The following is a 15,239-nucleotide window of genomic DNA, read 5'->3' on the forward strand; positions in this document are numbered from 1 at the left end:
TTAAAATTTTTGTATTCGCCGAAAGCGAATTCCATAATTTTTCATTTTGATATTTGCATTTTTATATTATTTTTTATCCCATTATTTCTTTTTCCTTCCGCTCCGCAAGAGTATCGAGTTTTTTGTGCGATTCATCAACAAGTTTCTGAAGTTCTTCTTTGAAACGAAATTTGTCGTCTTCAGGAATTTCTCCCTTGCGTTCCTTGTCTTGAATATCATTCCAAACTTTTTCACGTTCGGCGCGAATGGAAACTCGTGCGTCTTCAAGTTTCTGTTTTATGATTTTAACAAGAGATGTGCGGCGTTCTGTGGTAAGTTCGGGAAAAAATATTCGAAGCCCCTGGTCATCCGCGCTCGCAGATACACCAAGATTTGCTTCATTCACCGCCTTCTCGATCGCCTTCCCTTGTCCCTTATCCCACGGCGACACACGGAGCGTCCTCGCATCTTCAACAGTGATCGATGCCACATGGCTTACGGTAGTCCTTGAGCCATACGATTCAACCATAACGGAGTCGAGAATACTTGGGGTTGCGCGACCGGTATGAATCCCCGAGAATTCTTTTGCGAGCCATTTCTCGATTTCTACTGTTTTAGTTTTAAATGAAGAAAAATTGTAAACCATAGATAAATTTTACCGCAATTGTCTTTATGAATCAAGGTGATGTAGAATTATGGTAATAGTGTGAAATATGATTAAATTTTTTCATCGAGACAAAGAGGGTTTCACGCTCGTGGAATTACTTATCGTGATTTCAATTATCAGCCTACTTGCGAGCACAGTGCTTGCGTCACTCAATTCAGCACGAGCAAAAGCAGTTGTTGCCGCTCAAATACAAATTGTAGAAGAATACAAAAAAGTTCTCGATCTTTATTATAGCGATAATGGTCAATACTTTCACCTGCCTCCTATTAATCAGCCCCCTTTTTATGGTGTTGCCTGCATGGGTGACTACGCAACCGACCAATGTGAATACAGCGCGACTCGTTTAGAAAATCCGGCACTCAACACAGCACTTGAAAAATATCTCTCGTCAAGAACTCCATTAAAACAAGTGTACTCGTCAATATTCAACAGAAATTACGACGGTCCCATTTATGTATGTAATGATATGTCTTGTTCTTTTTTTAGTATGGTGTGGTTTATGCCTGGAGACAATCAACGGTGTGGTTTAGGGGTTACGGGATCCAATATGGGTGGTACTACTTTCTGTGGCTTCATTTTTCAGTAAGAACATAAATCTTCAAAAAATCTTTAGATAAATAACAGGCTTTTCTAATTTTTGACTTGAGTTAAAACAAGCGCCAGATGCTCAAGGATGAGTTTGACTGACGATGAACGATCATGGAGATATTGTTTCGCGAGGCTAATTTCTTCAAGGAAACCGGCAATTTGTTTTAATTTTATTGTCGATGAAGTCTCAACGCTACCCATAAGGTGCTCATGAAGTTCTTCTTCCAGTGAATTGAGAAAATGAAGTGCCCGTGTTTTATCCTTCTCTTCCAAAATTCCTTTAATCATTGTGAGTCGCGATGCCTTGTTGTTCTTGAGAAATTCTTTAGCGGAAACACTTCTCTCGTCATCTATTTTTTTTGTTTTATGTTTACTCTCGTGTTCAATTATGAAAAATCTCGAACGAAGTGTGGGAAGAACGCCGGCAGCCGTAGGAATGATGATAAAAAAATGAACATTGGGCGATGGATCTTCAAATACCTTGAGAAGAGAATTCTGCGCTTCGTGAGTGAAAGAAGATATGGATAAAACAAAAAAGCGCCGATCGCCTACAAATGCTTTTCCTGTTTGCATTTCTTTAAGTCTCCTTCCTTCATCAATCCCAAAAGAATCGAACGTAAGGTGAAGAAAATCGGGATTCCCTTTTATTGCGATCTCCAGATCATCTTCAAAAAATTTAAAAAGCTCACTGAGTACAGCCTCGTTTTCCCCTTCAATAAGATAAGCGTGATGGAGGAGATTACCACTTTTATCTGTAATGGTGGATTTAAGTCGCATAAGAAAAGAGAACGTCTATAATTTTGAAATTCGCTAATGTAAAATGAAAATATCAAAAATCAAAATGATAGTTAAAAATGTAAAGTTGGGGAATTGAAATTTTTTAATTTTGCACTGTCATTTTTCACTTTGATTTTTTATTTTTTAATCCCTTACCTCTTCGCAATAATACTCTTCTTATAAGTATCAAGGTGTTCAAGCGCAATACCGGTACCTTTTGCAACACAATACAAGGCATCGTCAGCAAGAACTGCTTTTACGCCCGTCCTGCGGTACACGAGTTCGGGCAAATTTTTAAGTTGTGATGTCCCTCCGGTCATAATAATGCCTTGATCGATAATATCAGCCGAAAGTTCGGGTGGTGTTTCCTGTAATACGTCTTTGATTGCTTTCACAATCTGTCGTAATTCTTTATCAATAGCTTTTACGATTTCGTTAGTAGAAACCTCTGTCGCTCGTGGTAAACCGGCAATAAAATCTCGTCCCTTAATTGTCATCGTAAGTTCCTCTTCCAGTGGTATTGCTGATCCCACCGTAATCTTGATATCTTCGGCAGTCTTATCGCCAATGGCGAGATTGAATGTTTTCTTGATATAATCCATTATCGCATGGTCAATCCTATCTCCTGCGCATTTTACCGAAGTAGACGCGACAATACCGCCAAGCGAGATTACGGCAACATCAGTCGTTCCTCCTCCAATATCAACTACCATGTGTCCACGCGCCTCGTGGATAGGAATACCAGCGCCAATAGCGGCAAGAATCGGTTCTTTTACCACATACGCATTTTTTGCACCAGCCTTCATGGTTGCTTCAATTACCGCACGACGCTCGGTGGATGAAACTCCCGCAGGCACAGACACCATCACCTCTGGCTTAAAGATACTCATTGGACCAAGCACTTTCCCGATAAAATATCGAAGCATCGCTTCCGTCACTCGATAATCAGCAATCACGCCATCTTTCATCGGGCGATACGCAATAATATTATCGGGAGTTTTGCCAATCATCCCCTTGGCCTCAATTCCTACCGCAAGAATTTTGTTATCCTGTTCGGAAACCGCCACGACAGAAGGCTCATTTAAAACAACCCCCTTTCCTGGTACAAACACAAGTGTGTTTGCTGTCCCTAAGTCAATTCCAAGTTTTCGTGTAAAAATAGCCATGTATTCAAACAATATTTAGAGTTTTATAGAAATCAATTGTACTCTTTATTTTTGGAGATGGCAACGCAATAAAAATGAGCTTCCGTAGCTTCGACAGCTTCGTTAGATTCTTAATTTTATAGACTTAAAGCTTCGTGAAGCTTTTCTTAGTCCGAAACTCTTTTAATATCAACCCCAATTGCTTTCAATCGCTCTTCAATACGTTCATAGCCGCGATCAATGTTATAAACGTTGTGAATTGTTGAGTTTCCCCTCGCGATTGTTGCCGCAATAATAAACGCGAGACCAGCGCGCAGATCGGGGCTCTCAAGTTTTTTCCCCCGAAGCGCCGTGGGTCCTTTTACGAGTACACGATGAGGATCCATGGGTGTGATGTCAGCACCCATGCCCATAAGTGATTCGGTGTAATTAAGTCTCCCTTCAAAAATAGTTTCAAATACAACTGCCTCTCCATTTGTTTGAGTGAGTAGCACCATCATGGGAGCTTGTAAATCGGTCGGAAATCCTGGATACTCATGAGTCTTTATAGAGACCATTTTAAATTGTGATCCTCGTTTGAAAGACGAAATAGTAACACTTTTGTTACCGACCTCAAACGATACACCGATAGTTCTCAGTGTATCAATAAGAGAAGTGATGTGATCGGGATTACAGTTTTCAATACGCAACGTTTTCGCGCCAAGCGCGCCAAGAATAATAAAACTTCCTGCTTCAATCCTGTCCGGCATCGTCGTGTATACTTTTCCACGCGCAGAAAGAAGCCCGCCACCTTTGATGGTCAGAGTCGTGGTCCCTAAACCCTTGATATCTGCTCCACTCTGTATGAGAAAATCCGCAACATCCTTTATCTCCGGCTCAAGGGCGACATTTTGTAACACCGTTATACCTTTTGCGAGTATCCCCGCCATCATAAATGTTTCAGTAGCGGTGACACTTGGATTTTTAAGAAAAATAGTTGCTCCGCGGAGCCCGTTCTTGGGTGCGCGAATTATGTATGACTTTTTGCGTGTGCCTCCCTTTATGGTTACTCGCGCACCCATTTTTTGAAATCCGTCGATAAAAAAATCAATCGGTCGTTCCCCAATTACACAACCACCGGGATGTGGAAATGAAACTTCCCCAAATCGCGCCAAAATTGGACCAGAGAGAACAATCGACGAACGCATTCGTTTTGAAATCTCTGACGATAGATCTGTTTTTATGGTATTCCCGCATCGGAACACGTATGTATGAGAATTATTTTTTTTCACTTCACACCCAAGATCAATCAAAAGATCACTCATTCTTTTTACATCTTCTATGTTGGGAATATTTTTGGTGGTCAATGTATCTTTAAAAAGTATTGAGGACGCCATCGCTTTAAGCGCAGCGTTTTTTGCACCACTAACTACAATGGTTCCGTTGAGTTTTTTCTTCCCTCCCAACCCGCGTATAAAAAATTTGTCATTAGCAATCATAATAGAAATTTAATTCCAATAAATAACCCGCTAGGTACAGGATGTGTATCACTCATCGTAGAACTCGTTGCGCTCTATCATACGAGGTTTTGGTGATTTTTACAAACAGAAACCGTAAACCCCGACGCCCTATGAATACAAAAGGATTTGTTTTTTTGTATAGATTGCAAAAAAACACTTAGAAACACCGAGTACCCATCCTTTCACCTTTTGCTTGCTTGTGATTAAATAGAGGTTATGAAGATCGTTAATGTAATACCACTTGCAAAAGGCATATTCAGGGAACAGCTTTCCTATTTTACCTTGAAAGACGCTGTTCCTGGCTCAATTGTTTCCGTTCCCGTACGAGGAAGAACGATAAATGCTTTGGTGGTTTCATCCAGAGATGTATCTGAAGAAAAAACAGCTATTAAGGCATCGTCCTACGCCATTAAAAAAGTTGACTTTTTAAGTACTAAGAATTTTTTTGTACCCGGATTTATTGATGCGGCACGGAATGCGGGAGAATATTTTGCAACCACGACCGGAGATATCGTGAGAGTATTTACACCTCAAGCCATACTATCCCAATCCTCAAAAATTAACCCGGGCAACCAATTCTCCGCGGCGGCACGGAAAAAAGTTTCGGGACTTAAGCGAGAAAAATTTATTCTCCAACTTCCTGAGGAAGAACGACTCTCGACCTACAAAAGTCTTATTCGAGAGGAATTTGCCAAGAAATCGTCAGTATTTTTCTGTCTTCCCACAATTCAAGATATAGAAACTGTCTTCCAATCCCTTGAACGGGGAATCGAAGAATACACCTTCGTACTCCACAGCGGTCTCTCAAAAAAAGAAATGCTTTCGCGATGGAACAACATTGCTTCTCAAAAACATCCCGTACTTATTGTCGCAACTGCTACATTTCTCTCCATACCCCGCAGTGATATACACACCATTATATTGGATAAAGAAAATTCGCGCAGTTATAAAACATTTTCTCGTCCATATGTCGACATAAGAACATTTGCCGAATTTTTTTCTGAAAAGATTGGTGCGAGACTTATTTTTGGTGATATCTTGTTGCGCCCCGAAACAATTTGGCGTCAGGAAGAAGGGGAATTCCAAGCGCTTGCTCCACTCAAATTCCGCTCTATTTCAACAGCAACACAATCTATCGTCGACATGAAGCAATATAAAAAAGATACCCTTCGTGGAACATGGAGTGTATTGAGCACGGAACTGCGTGAGCACGTCGAAGCGACCAAAAAAGAAAATAGCCACCTTTTTATCCTTGCTGGTCGCCGAGGTCTTTCCCCTATCACCGTATGCGGAGATTGTGGCGCAATTTTTACATGTACCCGTTGCAGTTCCCCCATGGTTCTTCACAAAAGCCTTGAAAATCAAAAAAATGTTTTTATGTGCCACAAATGTAGCACGATAATTTCTGCAGAAACTCGATGCAAGAAGTGTGAAAGTTGGCGCCTTACCGCACTTGGAGTCGGCATTGAAAAGGTGCATGAAGAATTGATGCGAGACTTTCCTAAGATTAAAATTTTCCGCATCGACAAAGACACAATAAAAAACCCCAAAAAGGCAATAGAAATTCGAAATCAATTTTATTCTTCTCCCGGAAGTATCCTCTTGGGAACTGGCATGGCACTTCACTATCTCAACAAAAACATCGATACGATTGCCATTGTGGGAATTGACTCGCTTTTCGCGATGCCGGATTTTCGCATCAATGAAAAAATAATGAACTTTCTTTTACTTCTACGAGAAAAAACAATGAAACATTTCCTGGTGCAAACAAGGAGTCCGGAAAAAAAGCTTTTTGAGTTCCTCACGCGTGGCAACTTGCTTGATTTTTATCGTGAAGAAATATCCGAGAGAAAAACATTCGGCTATCCCCCGTTTCAGATGCTTATCAAGATTACTTGGAGCGGAAAAAAAGCAAGTGCGAAGGAGGAAATGGAAAATCTTTCGGCACTTCTTTCTCCTTATGAACACCTTACCTATCCCGCGTTCATTCAGGAGGTTAAAGGACTTTATCGCATGAATACACTTATTAAGCTTGATCGTGGTATTTGGGTGGATAAGGAGCTTCTCCAGATTCTACGCTCAATTCCTCCATATTTTACAATCCAGATTGATCCGGAGGACATTCTTTAAACTAATCTATTCAGAGACTACTACATACTGCGAAAATCTATACGGAGGTCGGACTTCCGTAGTGGACATCCGTAGTGATAGTGGCATTGCTAAATTTATAGGGATGTGATATCTTATCGCGAGCATAGAAGTACACCCCTTTAAAAGGTGGGGAGGTTCCCAGCAGGTGAATCGTATACTGTCGAAAAGCCCTGGATTGGGCAAAGGCACAAAATGGGTTGTGGTGTAATTATTGCCCACAATATCAGCGTGATGCTCCCCCGAATCTCTGGAAATAACCATGGCTTGGTAGAGGCCATTATTCTCAAAACAGAGATTCGAAACTGAGTTGCGCAGCGTGCTAACGGTCCCCCGGTTACTTTCACAAGTATGCCGGGGTTGTTTTTTATATATTTCATTATTGAATGTAGCATACAATAAAACTATGCTAGAAATCGTACAAAAAGAACACGCCGTACTTCGCGGACACGCACAGGCCGTCCCTGTTGAGAAAATCGGGGGCGAGTACATAAAAAATGTACTCAAGGAAATGAAAACTGCTCTTGATGCGCAAGATGATGGTATTGCGATTGCCGCGCCGCAAATCAATATTCCTTTGCGGATTTTTCTTGTGTCAAAAAAAATCCATAAAATTGAGCAGGAAGAACATGATGCACGCGTAAAAACACGGGCCGTGAAATTACCAGAGAACTCAACATCTCCAGATTATGAAAAAAAGAAAGATCTTGTATTTATAAACCCCGAAATTATTAAACTTTCTAAAAAAAAGTATTGGATCCCAGAAGGTTGCCTTTCGGTGAGATGGCTCTATGGAAAGGTTTTTCGGTCAGACAAGGCGACGATACGAGCATACAATCAAAATGGAGAACGAATCACCCGCGGAGCAAGCGGTCTTCTCGCCCAGGTTTTTCAACATGAAACCGACCACCTCAACGGAATACTTTTTATTGATGTAGCAAAAGATTTAGAAGAAATACGTCCTGAAGAAATGGAAAAAATCACACATGGAAAGTAGTAAGCGAAACAAAGATTCGAGGATTGTATTTTGGGGAACTTCCTCTTTTTCCATAGGCGTTCTTGAAGCGCTTAAAGAAAACGGGTTTATTCCTGACCTTATTGTTACCGCGCCCGACAAGCCAAGAGGACGTAAATTAATTGTCACCCCCCCGCCAGTAAAAATTTGGGCTCAAGAAAACAAAATTCCATTCATACAACCTGAAATCCTCAACGACTCCTTCATTGCCGACTTTAAGAACTTTACAAACTTGATGAACTTGAAACTGGCGGTTGTCGCTTCCTACGGAAAGATAATTCCGAAATCAATACTTGATATTCCAAAACATGGAACGCTCAACATTCATCCCTCCCTACTTCCCAAACTACGTGGCGCATCCCCCATCCAAAGCGCGATACTTACCGAAGATAAAACGGGGGTCACCATCATGCTCATTGACGAAAAAATGGATCACGGTCCGATCGTGGCGCAGAAGGAAATCACGATTTCTCCTTGGCCGCCTAAAGCAAGCGTACTTGAGCCAATGCTTGCACACGAGGGTGGAAAATTGCTTGCAGAAATAATACCTGGTTGGGTTTCAAAAAAGATCACGGCGCGCGAACAGGAACACGACATCGCAACGTACACAAAAAAATTCACCAAAGAAGATGGGCTAATTGATCTCACGGGAGACCCAATGATGAATTTCAGAAAAATTCAGGCGTTTGATGTATGGCCGAAGGCATATTTTTTCACCGAGCGACATGGTAAAAAAATCCGTGTCACCATAATAGATGCCGAGCTTGTTGAAGAAAAACTCGTTATTAAAAAAGTTCTTCCGGAGGGGAAAAGAGAGATGCAATATGAGGATTTTTTGAGGGGAATATAATTATTTTACTTTTACACTTTCAATTACAACTTCTTTGATTGGGCGATCAACCGAACCCTTCCCTTCCGTATCCACGTTCTCAATTTTAAGCGCTACATCTATACCACTAATCACTTTACCAAAAACGGTGTAATTTGGCTGAAGTTGCGCTTCCGGATCGGCGGTGACAATAAAAAATTGACTGCCATTGGTATTCAGTCCCGCATTTGCCATCGCCAATGTTCCTTGTGGATATTTTTCCTGTCCCGAGAGCTCGTCATCAAACTTATATCCTGGTCCACCTTGTCCCCATCTGCTTTTGTTTGCAAGATCTTTTGAAAGCGGGTCGCCACCTTGAATCATGAAGCCCTTAATCACACGATGAAATCGCGTGCCGTCATAAAATCCTGATTTTGTAAGTTTGAGAAAATTATCAACCGTGTTGGGCGCTTTGTCGCGTAGCAATGAAACCTCAATCGTACCAAAATTTGTTTTCATGATCACTGTATCCATAGATTTTTTTTCAACATTATTATTGATATAAGGTTTTTCAAACGATGTGTCGTAGAAATCGGCGCTCATAATACTGCTTGCAAGCGCTTCTTGTTCTCTTTCAACAATATTCGCAAACGAAACCAAATACCATGTCGTTCCAATGGAAACCATGATCAGTATTATCCAATTGACAAGATCCGCTCTTCTGTGCATAAATTTAAAAGTAAAAAAATAATAATGATTCTTAATAAGGTATTATAGAATAATATTTGACTTCACCCCAATTCAAATACTCATTTATGTATTCCCCATAATTACGCTATCTTTTCCTCTTATAAAAACCGCCCAACCCCTTTATAAGATTCTTCACTGTGGCACCTCCTCTGCGCAATAAGGTACGTTGTTTATTTTTAGAAGAATTAATCTCTCGCGCAATCTCGTCTTTCATATCATCGAGTGCGGCATACAGCGTGCTTTGTTCCGAAACAGCACGAAGAACTTTTCCGTCAATATGCAAATTGATTTCAGCCAGAAATATATCGTTCCCTGAATGATGGTGGCGCGTGGTCTTCCCTACTTCGATATTTGCCCTTACTGTTGTGGGATCGGTCGCTACGATAAATTTTTCGAGACTCCCCACCTTCTCATCTATATACTGAGATATTGCAGGAGTGAGAACTATGTTTGTCGCCTTAACACTGATGTTCATCCTGTAGTGAAATTTCAGGTCGTCTGCTTAAAAGCTAGACTTCCCTAAAAAGTTAATTATTTTTTTGATAAATATTTATTATTCTACCACACAGAAAGATTGTTTGATATAAAAAGCAACCTGAAATTCTACTACGGGATTCATTTTGTAAAAGGTTAGCGATTAATTACTCCAATTATACCAAACAAGCATCCATCGGACAAACTTGAGCCTAAACGCAACGAGTATACTTATTCAATGGATACATTCAAAATCTTACTTCCTGAATGATGCCCGCTTATGATGCGAACTTTTCCTGTCGATATATTAAAATGATTCGCAATAAGAGTAATAACGCGCTTGTTCGCGCGATTTTGCTCTGCCGGTTCTTTTACAGAAAGAGTGAAGTGGTCAGATGAGTTTTTTTCGAATGTCTCCCGTTTTGCGTCTGGAGTGACACGGACTTTGATGTACATGGCATTCAATTTCTAATTTTCAAATTGCTTCATTGTGAATTAATTAAGGATTGCGAATTGGAGATTAAAAATTAATTTTCTAAACTACATGTACGAGAAGCATATTCGTCGCACCGGAACGACCGAATGGAACGCCTGCCGCAATGACCACTTTGTCCCCGCGTTTTGCAATACCGCGTTTTTTTACAAATGCACTCACGATACTCATTACTTCTCCCACATATCGAAACCCATGAATCGCAACCGGCAGTACGCCGAATGAAAGCGTAACTTTTGCAAGTGTTCGACGATTTGGTGTCATGACAATGATTGGCTGGGAGGGTTTGAAACGCGAGATCATGCGAGAAGTGAAACCAGATTCGGTGAGCGCGATGATCGCCTTGGCATCAACTTCGTCGGCGACGTGCACTACCGAATAACTTACCGCATCAACGATTCCCTTGATTCCTCGTCCTTCCTCAAGATGTTTTTTGTGGCTTATTGTTTCCGTACGGCGAGCCACTTGTGACATCACAGTCACCGCATGAACGGGGTATTCGCCGAGTGTTGTTTCTTCCGAAAGCATCACCGCATCGGTACCGTCAAGAATTGAATTAGCGACATCGGAAACTTCCGCGCGCGTAGGGACTGGAGATTTAATCATAGATTCAAGCATTTGCGTTGCGGTAATAACTGGCTTGCCCACGGTGTTACATTTATGGATAATCATTTTTTGAAGAAGCGGAACATCGTGCGCCGGAACTTCGATTGCCAAGTCGCCACGCGCGACCATGATACCATCCGCGGCTTCAATAATACTATCAATGTTTTCAATTGCCTCTTCGGTTTCTATTTTTGCGATGATGTGCGCGTCAGATTTATGCTTTATAAGAAGTGCTCGTAATGCGTGTACGTCGTTTGCCTTACGCACAAATGAAAGCGCCACAAAATCAACGCCATGACGTGCTCCAAAAATAAGATCTTTTTTGTCTTTCTCGGTGATCGCACTGATCTTAAGATACGCACCCGGAACATTCACTCCCCTTCGTCCTTTTGTTTCCCCTCCAACAAGCACCTTGCATCGAATAAAGTCCTTATGAGCGCTTTTGACTTCAAGTTTTTTCTTACCATCATCAAGTAAAATGATGGTTCCCCGTTTTACTTCTTTGGGGAGATTTTTGTAATTCACAAACACGCGCGTCTCGTCCCCGATGATTTTTTTTGTGGTGAGCGTGAACGTGCTTCCCTTTTTAAGCATGATGCGCTCTTTATAAAATTCCCCGATACGAATTTTTGGACCAGAGAGATCTTGGAGTACTGCGATGGATCGTCCTAATTTTTGGGAAACCTTTCGCGCAAGCTCGATGCGCTTGAAATGCTCTTGGTGGTCGCCGTGGGAGAAATTGAGTCGTACGACATCCATCCCCGCCTTCGCAAGAGCGGTCATTGATTTAAGATTTTCCGTCGCAGGACCTATGGTCGCAACAATTTTCGTTTTTTTGAATTTAAGACTGTGTTCCATTACTTTTTATTATTCACATTGTAAAAACTTTGTTCAAAGATAAAGATATCTTATTTATTCAGGTATTGCAATAAAAAAACCACCCTGCGTTTTTTCTTGCGAAAATGCACGGGTGGTGAGTATGATCGATCTTACCTTATAGTACTTGAATTAAGAAAGCGAGCCGTGGGAATGGAGCAGAATCTTCCGATCGGCTGATATTGTTAAAAAATATATCAACGGGAACATCTCTGCCACTCAAGTGGTATTGTGTCGGAAATATTACCACCGTGCCACGTTCTTTGACTTTCTGTGAAAGGTCGTATGCTCCCTCGCCTTGAGCATAAATGAAATATGAGCCATTTGCTGTTTTGATGTGAATGCCATAACTCCCGGCACTCAGTTTATCTATGTCCCCTATTGCAAGAATATTCTTGCCGTTAATGGGAAAATTTTGAGAATCGAGCTTTGGAAGATTGTTATCGATTTGAGTTATGATCCCTAAAACATACTTCCGTCCGGCACTTGGAGAATTTCTGTCCTCTTCGCGCTTGGCTTCTTCCCTAGCTTGAATCTTTCGAATCCAAGATTCTTCCCGCATATTACTATAACCTGCCATCGTAACCATTGTGCTGATGATAGTCAAAACACTAAAGATGCTGATAAAAAATAATCTTTTTTTCACAACCAACCTCCATTCAGTGTTTGATCTGCCACGGGTTTCTCCTTATTTGATTTTGACAATATTTTTCTGGTACTCATAGTAGGATAAGTGTAAACTTATGTCAACTATTCGTACCTTTTTTAGAACTGTTTTTTGCGTACGTTTTAGGCAGTTTCAAATCTTGTCTTATTTTCAGTCATCCACGTCTGCATGTCCTCTTTAGTTTTACTAGAGTCTTTCATTACATCAGCATGAGCCTCAAAATAATGAGGCTTAAGTGCTTCCATCCATGCTTCAAAGGTTTCACCTTTTGCTGTTACTTCACATAGATCGCATTTAAGAGTTTTCATCGTGTTATATATTTATAATTGATAATAGAAAAATACAATACCAGAAAAGCTAGATTTTTAGAAACTCCAGACTAGTGAGAGCTATTAGAACATGGATTAACGCCCAGGAAAACACAATTTACATCCCAGCACCCCAATAAGACTACACCGAAGGGAAACCTACACCGGGCGGATGGAATAAGTTTGTATATGGGGAGCTGTAATCCCATCGTTTCTGGGACGGCTCTTGTAAAAGAAGGATGCGTAATAAGTCCAATTATTCTCCCTAAATTATTAACCACGTTAGTCATTAATAAACAAAAATCATGACAAAGTCTAATAAGAATTCAATAATAGCTGCGTTGGCCGTTTCCTTTATATTAGGTCTCACCGGACCGATTAGCGCATTCGCCGCAACAACGCCTTCTCTAGGAGAAGCGGTAACTTATGGTGTTCTTGGTAGTACCTACAGCAACACTACGGTAACCACAATCAATGGAGATGTCGGATTTACCACAGGACCAGCAGTTGCCCCTTTAGGTGTGCATACGAACTACGGATCTGGTGCCCCATATGCTACGGCAGGCACAGATCAAGGTGATGCGCTAACTAATCTCAATGGCCAAACATGTACATTCACGTTCACCCCCGGAGCAATCAATCTCTCTACTGATACGACACATGGTCCTATTGGTATATATACTCCTGGGGTGTACTGCAGCACAGGGGCGATGGACGTAGGAGGTCCGCTTGCTCTTAACGGTAGCGGAACGTACATCTTCAGACCTGTTGGTGCGCTTACATCGCCGGCCGGTGCGGTTATTACATCAACCAACGCATCAGCTTGCGACGTTTTTTGGACTCCAGCCGCCGCAATGACTCTTGGCGCAAACAACACATTCATGGGAACTGTCATTGGCAATGCGGGTATTACCGTGGGTGCTAATACTACGTGGATAGGAAGAGCCTTATCATTTGGTGGAACAGTGACGACCGATACTGACACAATTACCGCACCAACATGCACATCACCTTCTGTTCCCGCTACTCTTCATGTTATTAAGCAAGTGATAAATGATAATAGTGGCACCACAACTATTTCTTCCTTTAATCTACATGTAAAAATTTCTGGGACTGATGTTGCAGGGAGTCCAGCGGCTGGAACTGCGGCACCTGGAACTTCTTATTCGCTCTCTCCTGGCACGTATATAGTAAGTGAAGATACAAATGCCTCGTATGTGTCGAGTTTCAGCGGAGATTGTGATTCGAGTGGTAGCGTGACACTTTCCGCGGGCGCCAACAAGACTTGTACGATTACTAACAACGATATTCTCCCTCCGCCACCAACTCCACTTAAAGAATGTAAACTCGAAATTCAAAAGCAAGTTGATAAATCCATCGCAAACCCAGGCGACACAGTGACCTATACAATTGCTTTCAAAAATATTGGTACCGCGAATTGCACCGGTGGCGGGGTTAGAGTGACTGATACCGCCTACGCACTACTTACGTTTCTCGATGAATCGCACAGTGCAAATGTAGTAGCTGGATACGGCTCAAAACCACTCTACACGGAGGCGACGCGCCTCTTGATCTGGAACGCAGACACACTTACTCCAAATGAGTCTGGTTGGGTCAAATGGCGGGCACGTGTAAATTCTGCCGTCAGCTGCGGAAACTTCGAAATTCCGAATACGGCAAAAATTACTGCGCTCGAGCTCTCGAACTTCCAAACATTGATTTCAAGTAATACCGTGAAAACAACTGGTACAAAATATTGCCCACTATCTGCCTTAAATCTTATTCAAAATCCGTCATTTGAAATAAATGGAGGAAACGGAAATCCCCAAAATTGGCTTCGGGGAGGTTGGGGAACAAACACACGCACTTTTACTTACCCAACAATTGGCTCCGATGGTAACAAAGCCGTAAAAGTGGCGATCACAAACTATACAAGCGGTGATGCAAAATGGTATTTCAAAGATGTGCCAATTGTTGGTGGGAAAACTTATACATTCTCTGATTCATACAAATCAAATGTGAAGAACGAGATTGGTGTATTTTATAAAACACCCTCTGGCACGCGCTATCAGTTCCTGACTACTCTCCCTGCCTCACCTGCTTGGACCAATGTTACGCGTCAGATAACAGTCCCTGCAAATGCCATAGCTCTTACGGTATTCCACACCATCTACAGCGTTGGTTACCTTGAACTCGATTCGTTCTCTCTCACACAAGTAAACTAACTTTGAGTGAGCATTGGTTCGAATATCTGTAAAGCAGATAACAAAACAACATTTCTTTATGGAATGTTGTTTTGTTTATGACCACTAAACTCCGCGGCCAGGGCTCGAACCTGGGACATCCTCGTTAACAGCGAGGCGCTCTACCAACTGAGCTACCGCGGAATATTGTTTTCCCGCGGTATGCTCAGTACTGAGCCCTGCCTGCCCTGCCTAC

General features: G+C 41.7%; 15 protein-coding genes and 1 tRNA gene. 5 read left to right on the top strand and 11 right to left on the bottom strand.

Translation table 11 applies throughout. From position 1 onward, the window contains the following. Positions 1 to 73: 73 nt before the first annotated feature. Positions 74 to 625 carry a ribosome recycling factor gene (frr, locus tag Q7S11_04315; GenBank protein MDO8572956.1) on the bottom strand — a complete coding sequence of 184 codons (552 nt, stop codon included), beginning with the start codon at positions 623 to 625 and terminating at the stop codon, positions 74 to 76. Positions 626 to 692: 67 nt separating this feature from the next. Between frr and Q7S11_04320 the strand changes: the two genes are divergently transcribed. After that, entirely contained in the window at positions 693 to 1,232 is a 540-nt protein-coding gene (locus Q7S11_04320) for a type II secretion system protein (protein ID MDO8572957.1), read from the top strand. A 44-nt stretch (positions 1,233 to 1,276) separates the two neighbouring features. Here the strand turns inward: Q7S11_04320 and Q7S11_04325 are convergent, their stop codons facing one another. The 3 genes from Q7S11_04325 to murA all read right to left on the bottom strand — a co-directional run bounded on the left by Q7S11_04325 (position 1,277) and on the right by murA (position 4,634). Continuing rightward, positions 1,277 to 2,011 (bottom strand): hypothetical protein, encoded by a 735-nt coding sequence (locus tag Q7S11_04325; protein ID MDO8572958.1) that lies wholly within the window; start codon positions 2,009 to 2,011, stop codon positions 1,277 to 1,279. Positions 2,012 to 2,163: 152 nt separating this feature from the next. After that, positions 2,164 to 3,177 (bottom strand): rod shape-determining protein, encoded by a 1,014-nt coding sequence (locus tag Q7S11_04330; protein MDO8572959.1) that lies wholly within the window; start codon positions 3,175 to 3,177, stop codon positions 2,164 to 2,166. Positions 3,178 to 3,323: 146 nt separating this feature from the next. Beyond that, on the bottom strand, positions 3,324 to 4,634 hold the full coding sequence (murA, locus tag Q7S11_04335) for a UDP-N-acetylglucosamine 1-carboxyvinyltransferase (GenBank protein ID MDO8572960.1): 1,311 nt from the start codon (positions 4,632 to 4,634) through the stop codon (positions 3,324 to 3,326). Between the two features lie 237 nt (positions 4,635 to 4,871). Here murA and priA point away from each other — a divergent pair, with 237 nt between their 5' ends. The 3 genes from priA to Q7S11_04350 all read left to right on the top strand — a co-directional run bounded on the left by priA (position 4,872) and on the right by Q7S11_04350 (position 8,668). Beyond that, positions 4,872 to 6,785: a primosomal protein N' gene (gene priA, locus Q7S11_04340; GenBank protein ID MDO8572961.1), complete on the top strand. Its 1,914-nt coding sequence runs from the start codon at positions 4,872 to 4,874 to the stop codon at positions 6,783 to 6,785. A gap of 424 nt (positions 6,786 to 7,209) precedes the next feature. Beyond that, positions 7,210 to 7,800: a peptide deformylase gene (locus tag Q7S11_04345; GenBank protein MDO8572962.1), complete on the top strand. Its 591-nt coding sequence runs from the start codon at positions 7,210 to 7,212 to the stop codon at positions 7,798 to 7,800. Continuing rightward, positions 7,790 to 8,668, top strand: coding sequence for a methionyl-tRNA formyltransferase (locus tag Q7S11_04350; GenBank protein ID MDO8572963.1), 879 nt, complete (start codon positions 7,790 to 7,792; stop codon positions 8,666 to 8,668). The genes Q7S11_04345 and Q7S11_04350 overlap by 11 nt, the downstream gene beginning before the upstream one ends. Here the strand turns inward: Q7S11_04350 and Q7S11_04355 are convergent, their stop codons facing one another. From Q7S11_04355 to Q7S11_04380, 6 genes are all read right to left on the bottom strand, one after another. Then, entirely contained in the window at positions 8,669 to 9,313 is a 645-nt protein-coding gene (locus Q7S11_04355) for a peptidylprolyl isomerase (protein ID MDO8572964.1), read from the bottom strand. It lies immediately after the preceding gene. A gap of 148 nt (positions 9,314 to 9,461) precedes the next feature. Beyond that, on the bottom strand, positions 9,462 to 9,851 hold the full coding sequence (gene raiA / locus Q7S11_04360; GenBank protein MDO8572965.1) for a ribosome-associated translation inhibitor RaiA: 390 nt from the start codon (positions 9,849 to 9,851) through the stop codon (positions 9,462 to 9,464). A 230-nt stretch (positions 9,852 to 10,081) separates the two neighbouring features. Continuing rightward, positions 10,082 to 10,306, bottom strand: coding sequence for a DUF167 domain-containing protein (locus tag Q7S11_04365; protein ID MDO8572966.1), 225 nt, complete (start codon positions 10,304 to 10,306; stop codon positions 10,082 to 10,084). Between the two features lie 79 nt (positions 10,307 to 10,385). After that, a complete protein-coding gene (gene pyk / locus Q7S11_04370; GenBank protein MDO8572967.1) occupies positions 10,386 to 11,807 on the bottom strand; it encodes a pyruvate kinase in 1,422 nt (473 codons plus the stop codon). A 136-nt stretch (positions 11,808 to 11,943) separates the two neighbouring features. Next, complete coding sequence (locus Q7S11_04375; protein MDO8572968.1) at positions 11,944 to 12,471, bottom strand: hypothetical protein; 528 nt, start codon at positions 12,469 to 12,471, stop codon at positions 11,944 to 11,946. Between the two features lie 143 nt (positions 12,472 to 12,614). Beyond that, on the bottom strand, positions 12,615 to 12,800 hold the full coding sequence (locus Q7S11_04380; protein ID MDO8572969.1) for a hypothetical protein: 186 nt from the start codon (positions 12,798 to 12,800) through the stop codon (positions 12,615 to 12,617). Positions 12,801 to 13,105: 305 nt separating this feature from the next. Between Q7S11_04380 and Q7S11_04385 the strand changes: the two genes are divergently transcribed. Continuing rightward, a complete protein-coding gene (locus Q7S11_04385; protein ID MDO8572970.1) occupies positions 13,106 to 15,025 on the top strand; it encodes an ice-binding family protein in 1,920 nt (639 codons plus the stop codon). 89 nt (positions 15,026 to 15,114) lie between these two features. On the opposite strand, the gene Q7S11_04390 is transcribed toward Q7S11_04385, so the two are convergent. Beyond that, positions 15,115 to 15,187, bottom strand: a tRNA-Asn gene (locus Q7S11_04390). Between the last annotated feature and the right edge of the window lie 52 nt (positions 15,188 to 15,239).

The organism is bacterium (assembly GCA_030648955.1).
GTDB lineage: Bacteria > Patescibacteriota > Minisyncoccia > Phycocordibacterales > JAUSHB01 > JAUSHB01.

Bases quoted from the DNA above. Each gene is read 5' to 3' on its own strand.
- murA (MDO8572960.1), bottom strand. From the start codon at position 4,634: ATGATTGCTAATGACAAATTTTTTATACGCGGGTTGGGAGGGAAGAAA.
- Q7S11_04350 (MDO8572963.1), top strand. From the start codon at position 7,790: ATGGAAAGTAGTAAGCGAAACAAAGATTCGAGGATTGTATTTTGGGGA.
- Q7S11_04385 (MDO8572970.1), top strand. From the start codon at position 13,106: ATGACAAAGTCTAATAAGAATTCAATAATAGCTGCGTTGGCCGTTTCC.
- Q7S11_04355 (MDO8572964.1), bottom strand. From the start codon at position 9,313: ATGGTTTCCATTGGAACGACATGGTATTTGGTTTCGTTTGCGAATATT.
- frr (MDO8572956.1), bottom strand. From the start codon at position 625: ATGGTTTACAATTTTTCTTCATTTAAAACTAAAACAGTAGAAATCGAG.
- pyk (MDO8572967.1), bottom strand. From the start codon at position 11,807: ATGGAACACAGTCTTAAATTCAAAAAAACGAAAATTGTTGCGACCATA.
- Q7S11_04380 (MDO8572969.1), bottom strand. From the start codon at position 12,800: ATGAAAACTCTTAAATGCGATCTATGTGAAGTAACAGCAAAAGGTGAA.
- raiA (MDO8572965.1), bottom strand. From the start codon at position 9,851: ATGAACATCAGTGTTAAGGCGACAAACATAGTTCTCACTCCTGCAATA.
- Q7S11_04325 (MDO8572958.1), bottom strand. From the start codon at position 2,011: ATGCGACTTAAATCCACCATTACAGATAAAAGTGGTAATCTCCTCCAT.
- Q7S11_04345 (MDO8572962.1), top strand. From the start codon at position 7,210: ATGCTAGAAATCGTACAAAAAGAACACGCCGTACTTCGCGGACACGCA.
- Q7S11_04365 (MDO8572966.1), bottom strand. From the start codon at position 10,306: ATGTACATCAAAGTCCGTGTCACTCCAGACGCAAAACGGGAGACATTC.
- Q7S11_04320 (MDO8572957.1), top strand. From the start codon at position 693: ATGATTAAATTTTTTCATCGAGACAAAGAGGGTTTCACGCTCGTGGAA.
- priA (MDO8572961.1), top strand. From the start codon at position 4,872: ATGAAGATCGTTAATGTAATACCACTTGCAAAAGGCATATTCAGGGAA.
- Q7S11_04330 (MDO8572959.1), bottom strand. From the start codon at position 3,177: ATGGCTATTTTTACACGAAAACTTGGAATTGACTTAGGGACAGCAAAC.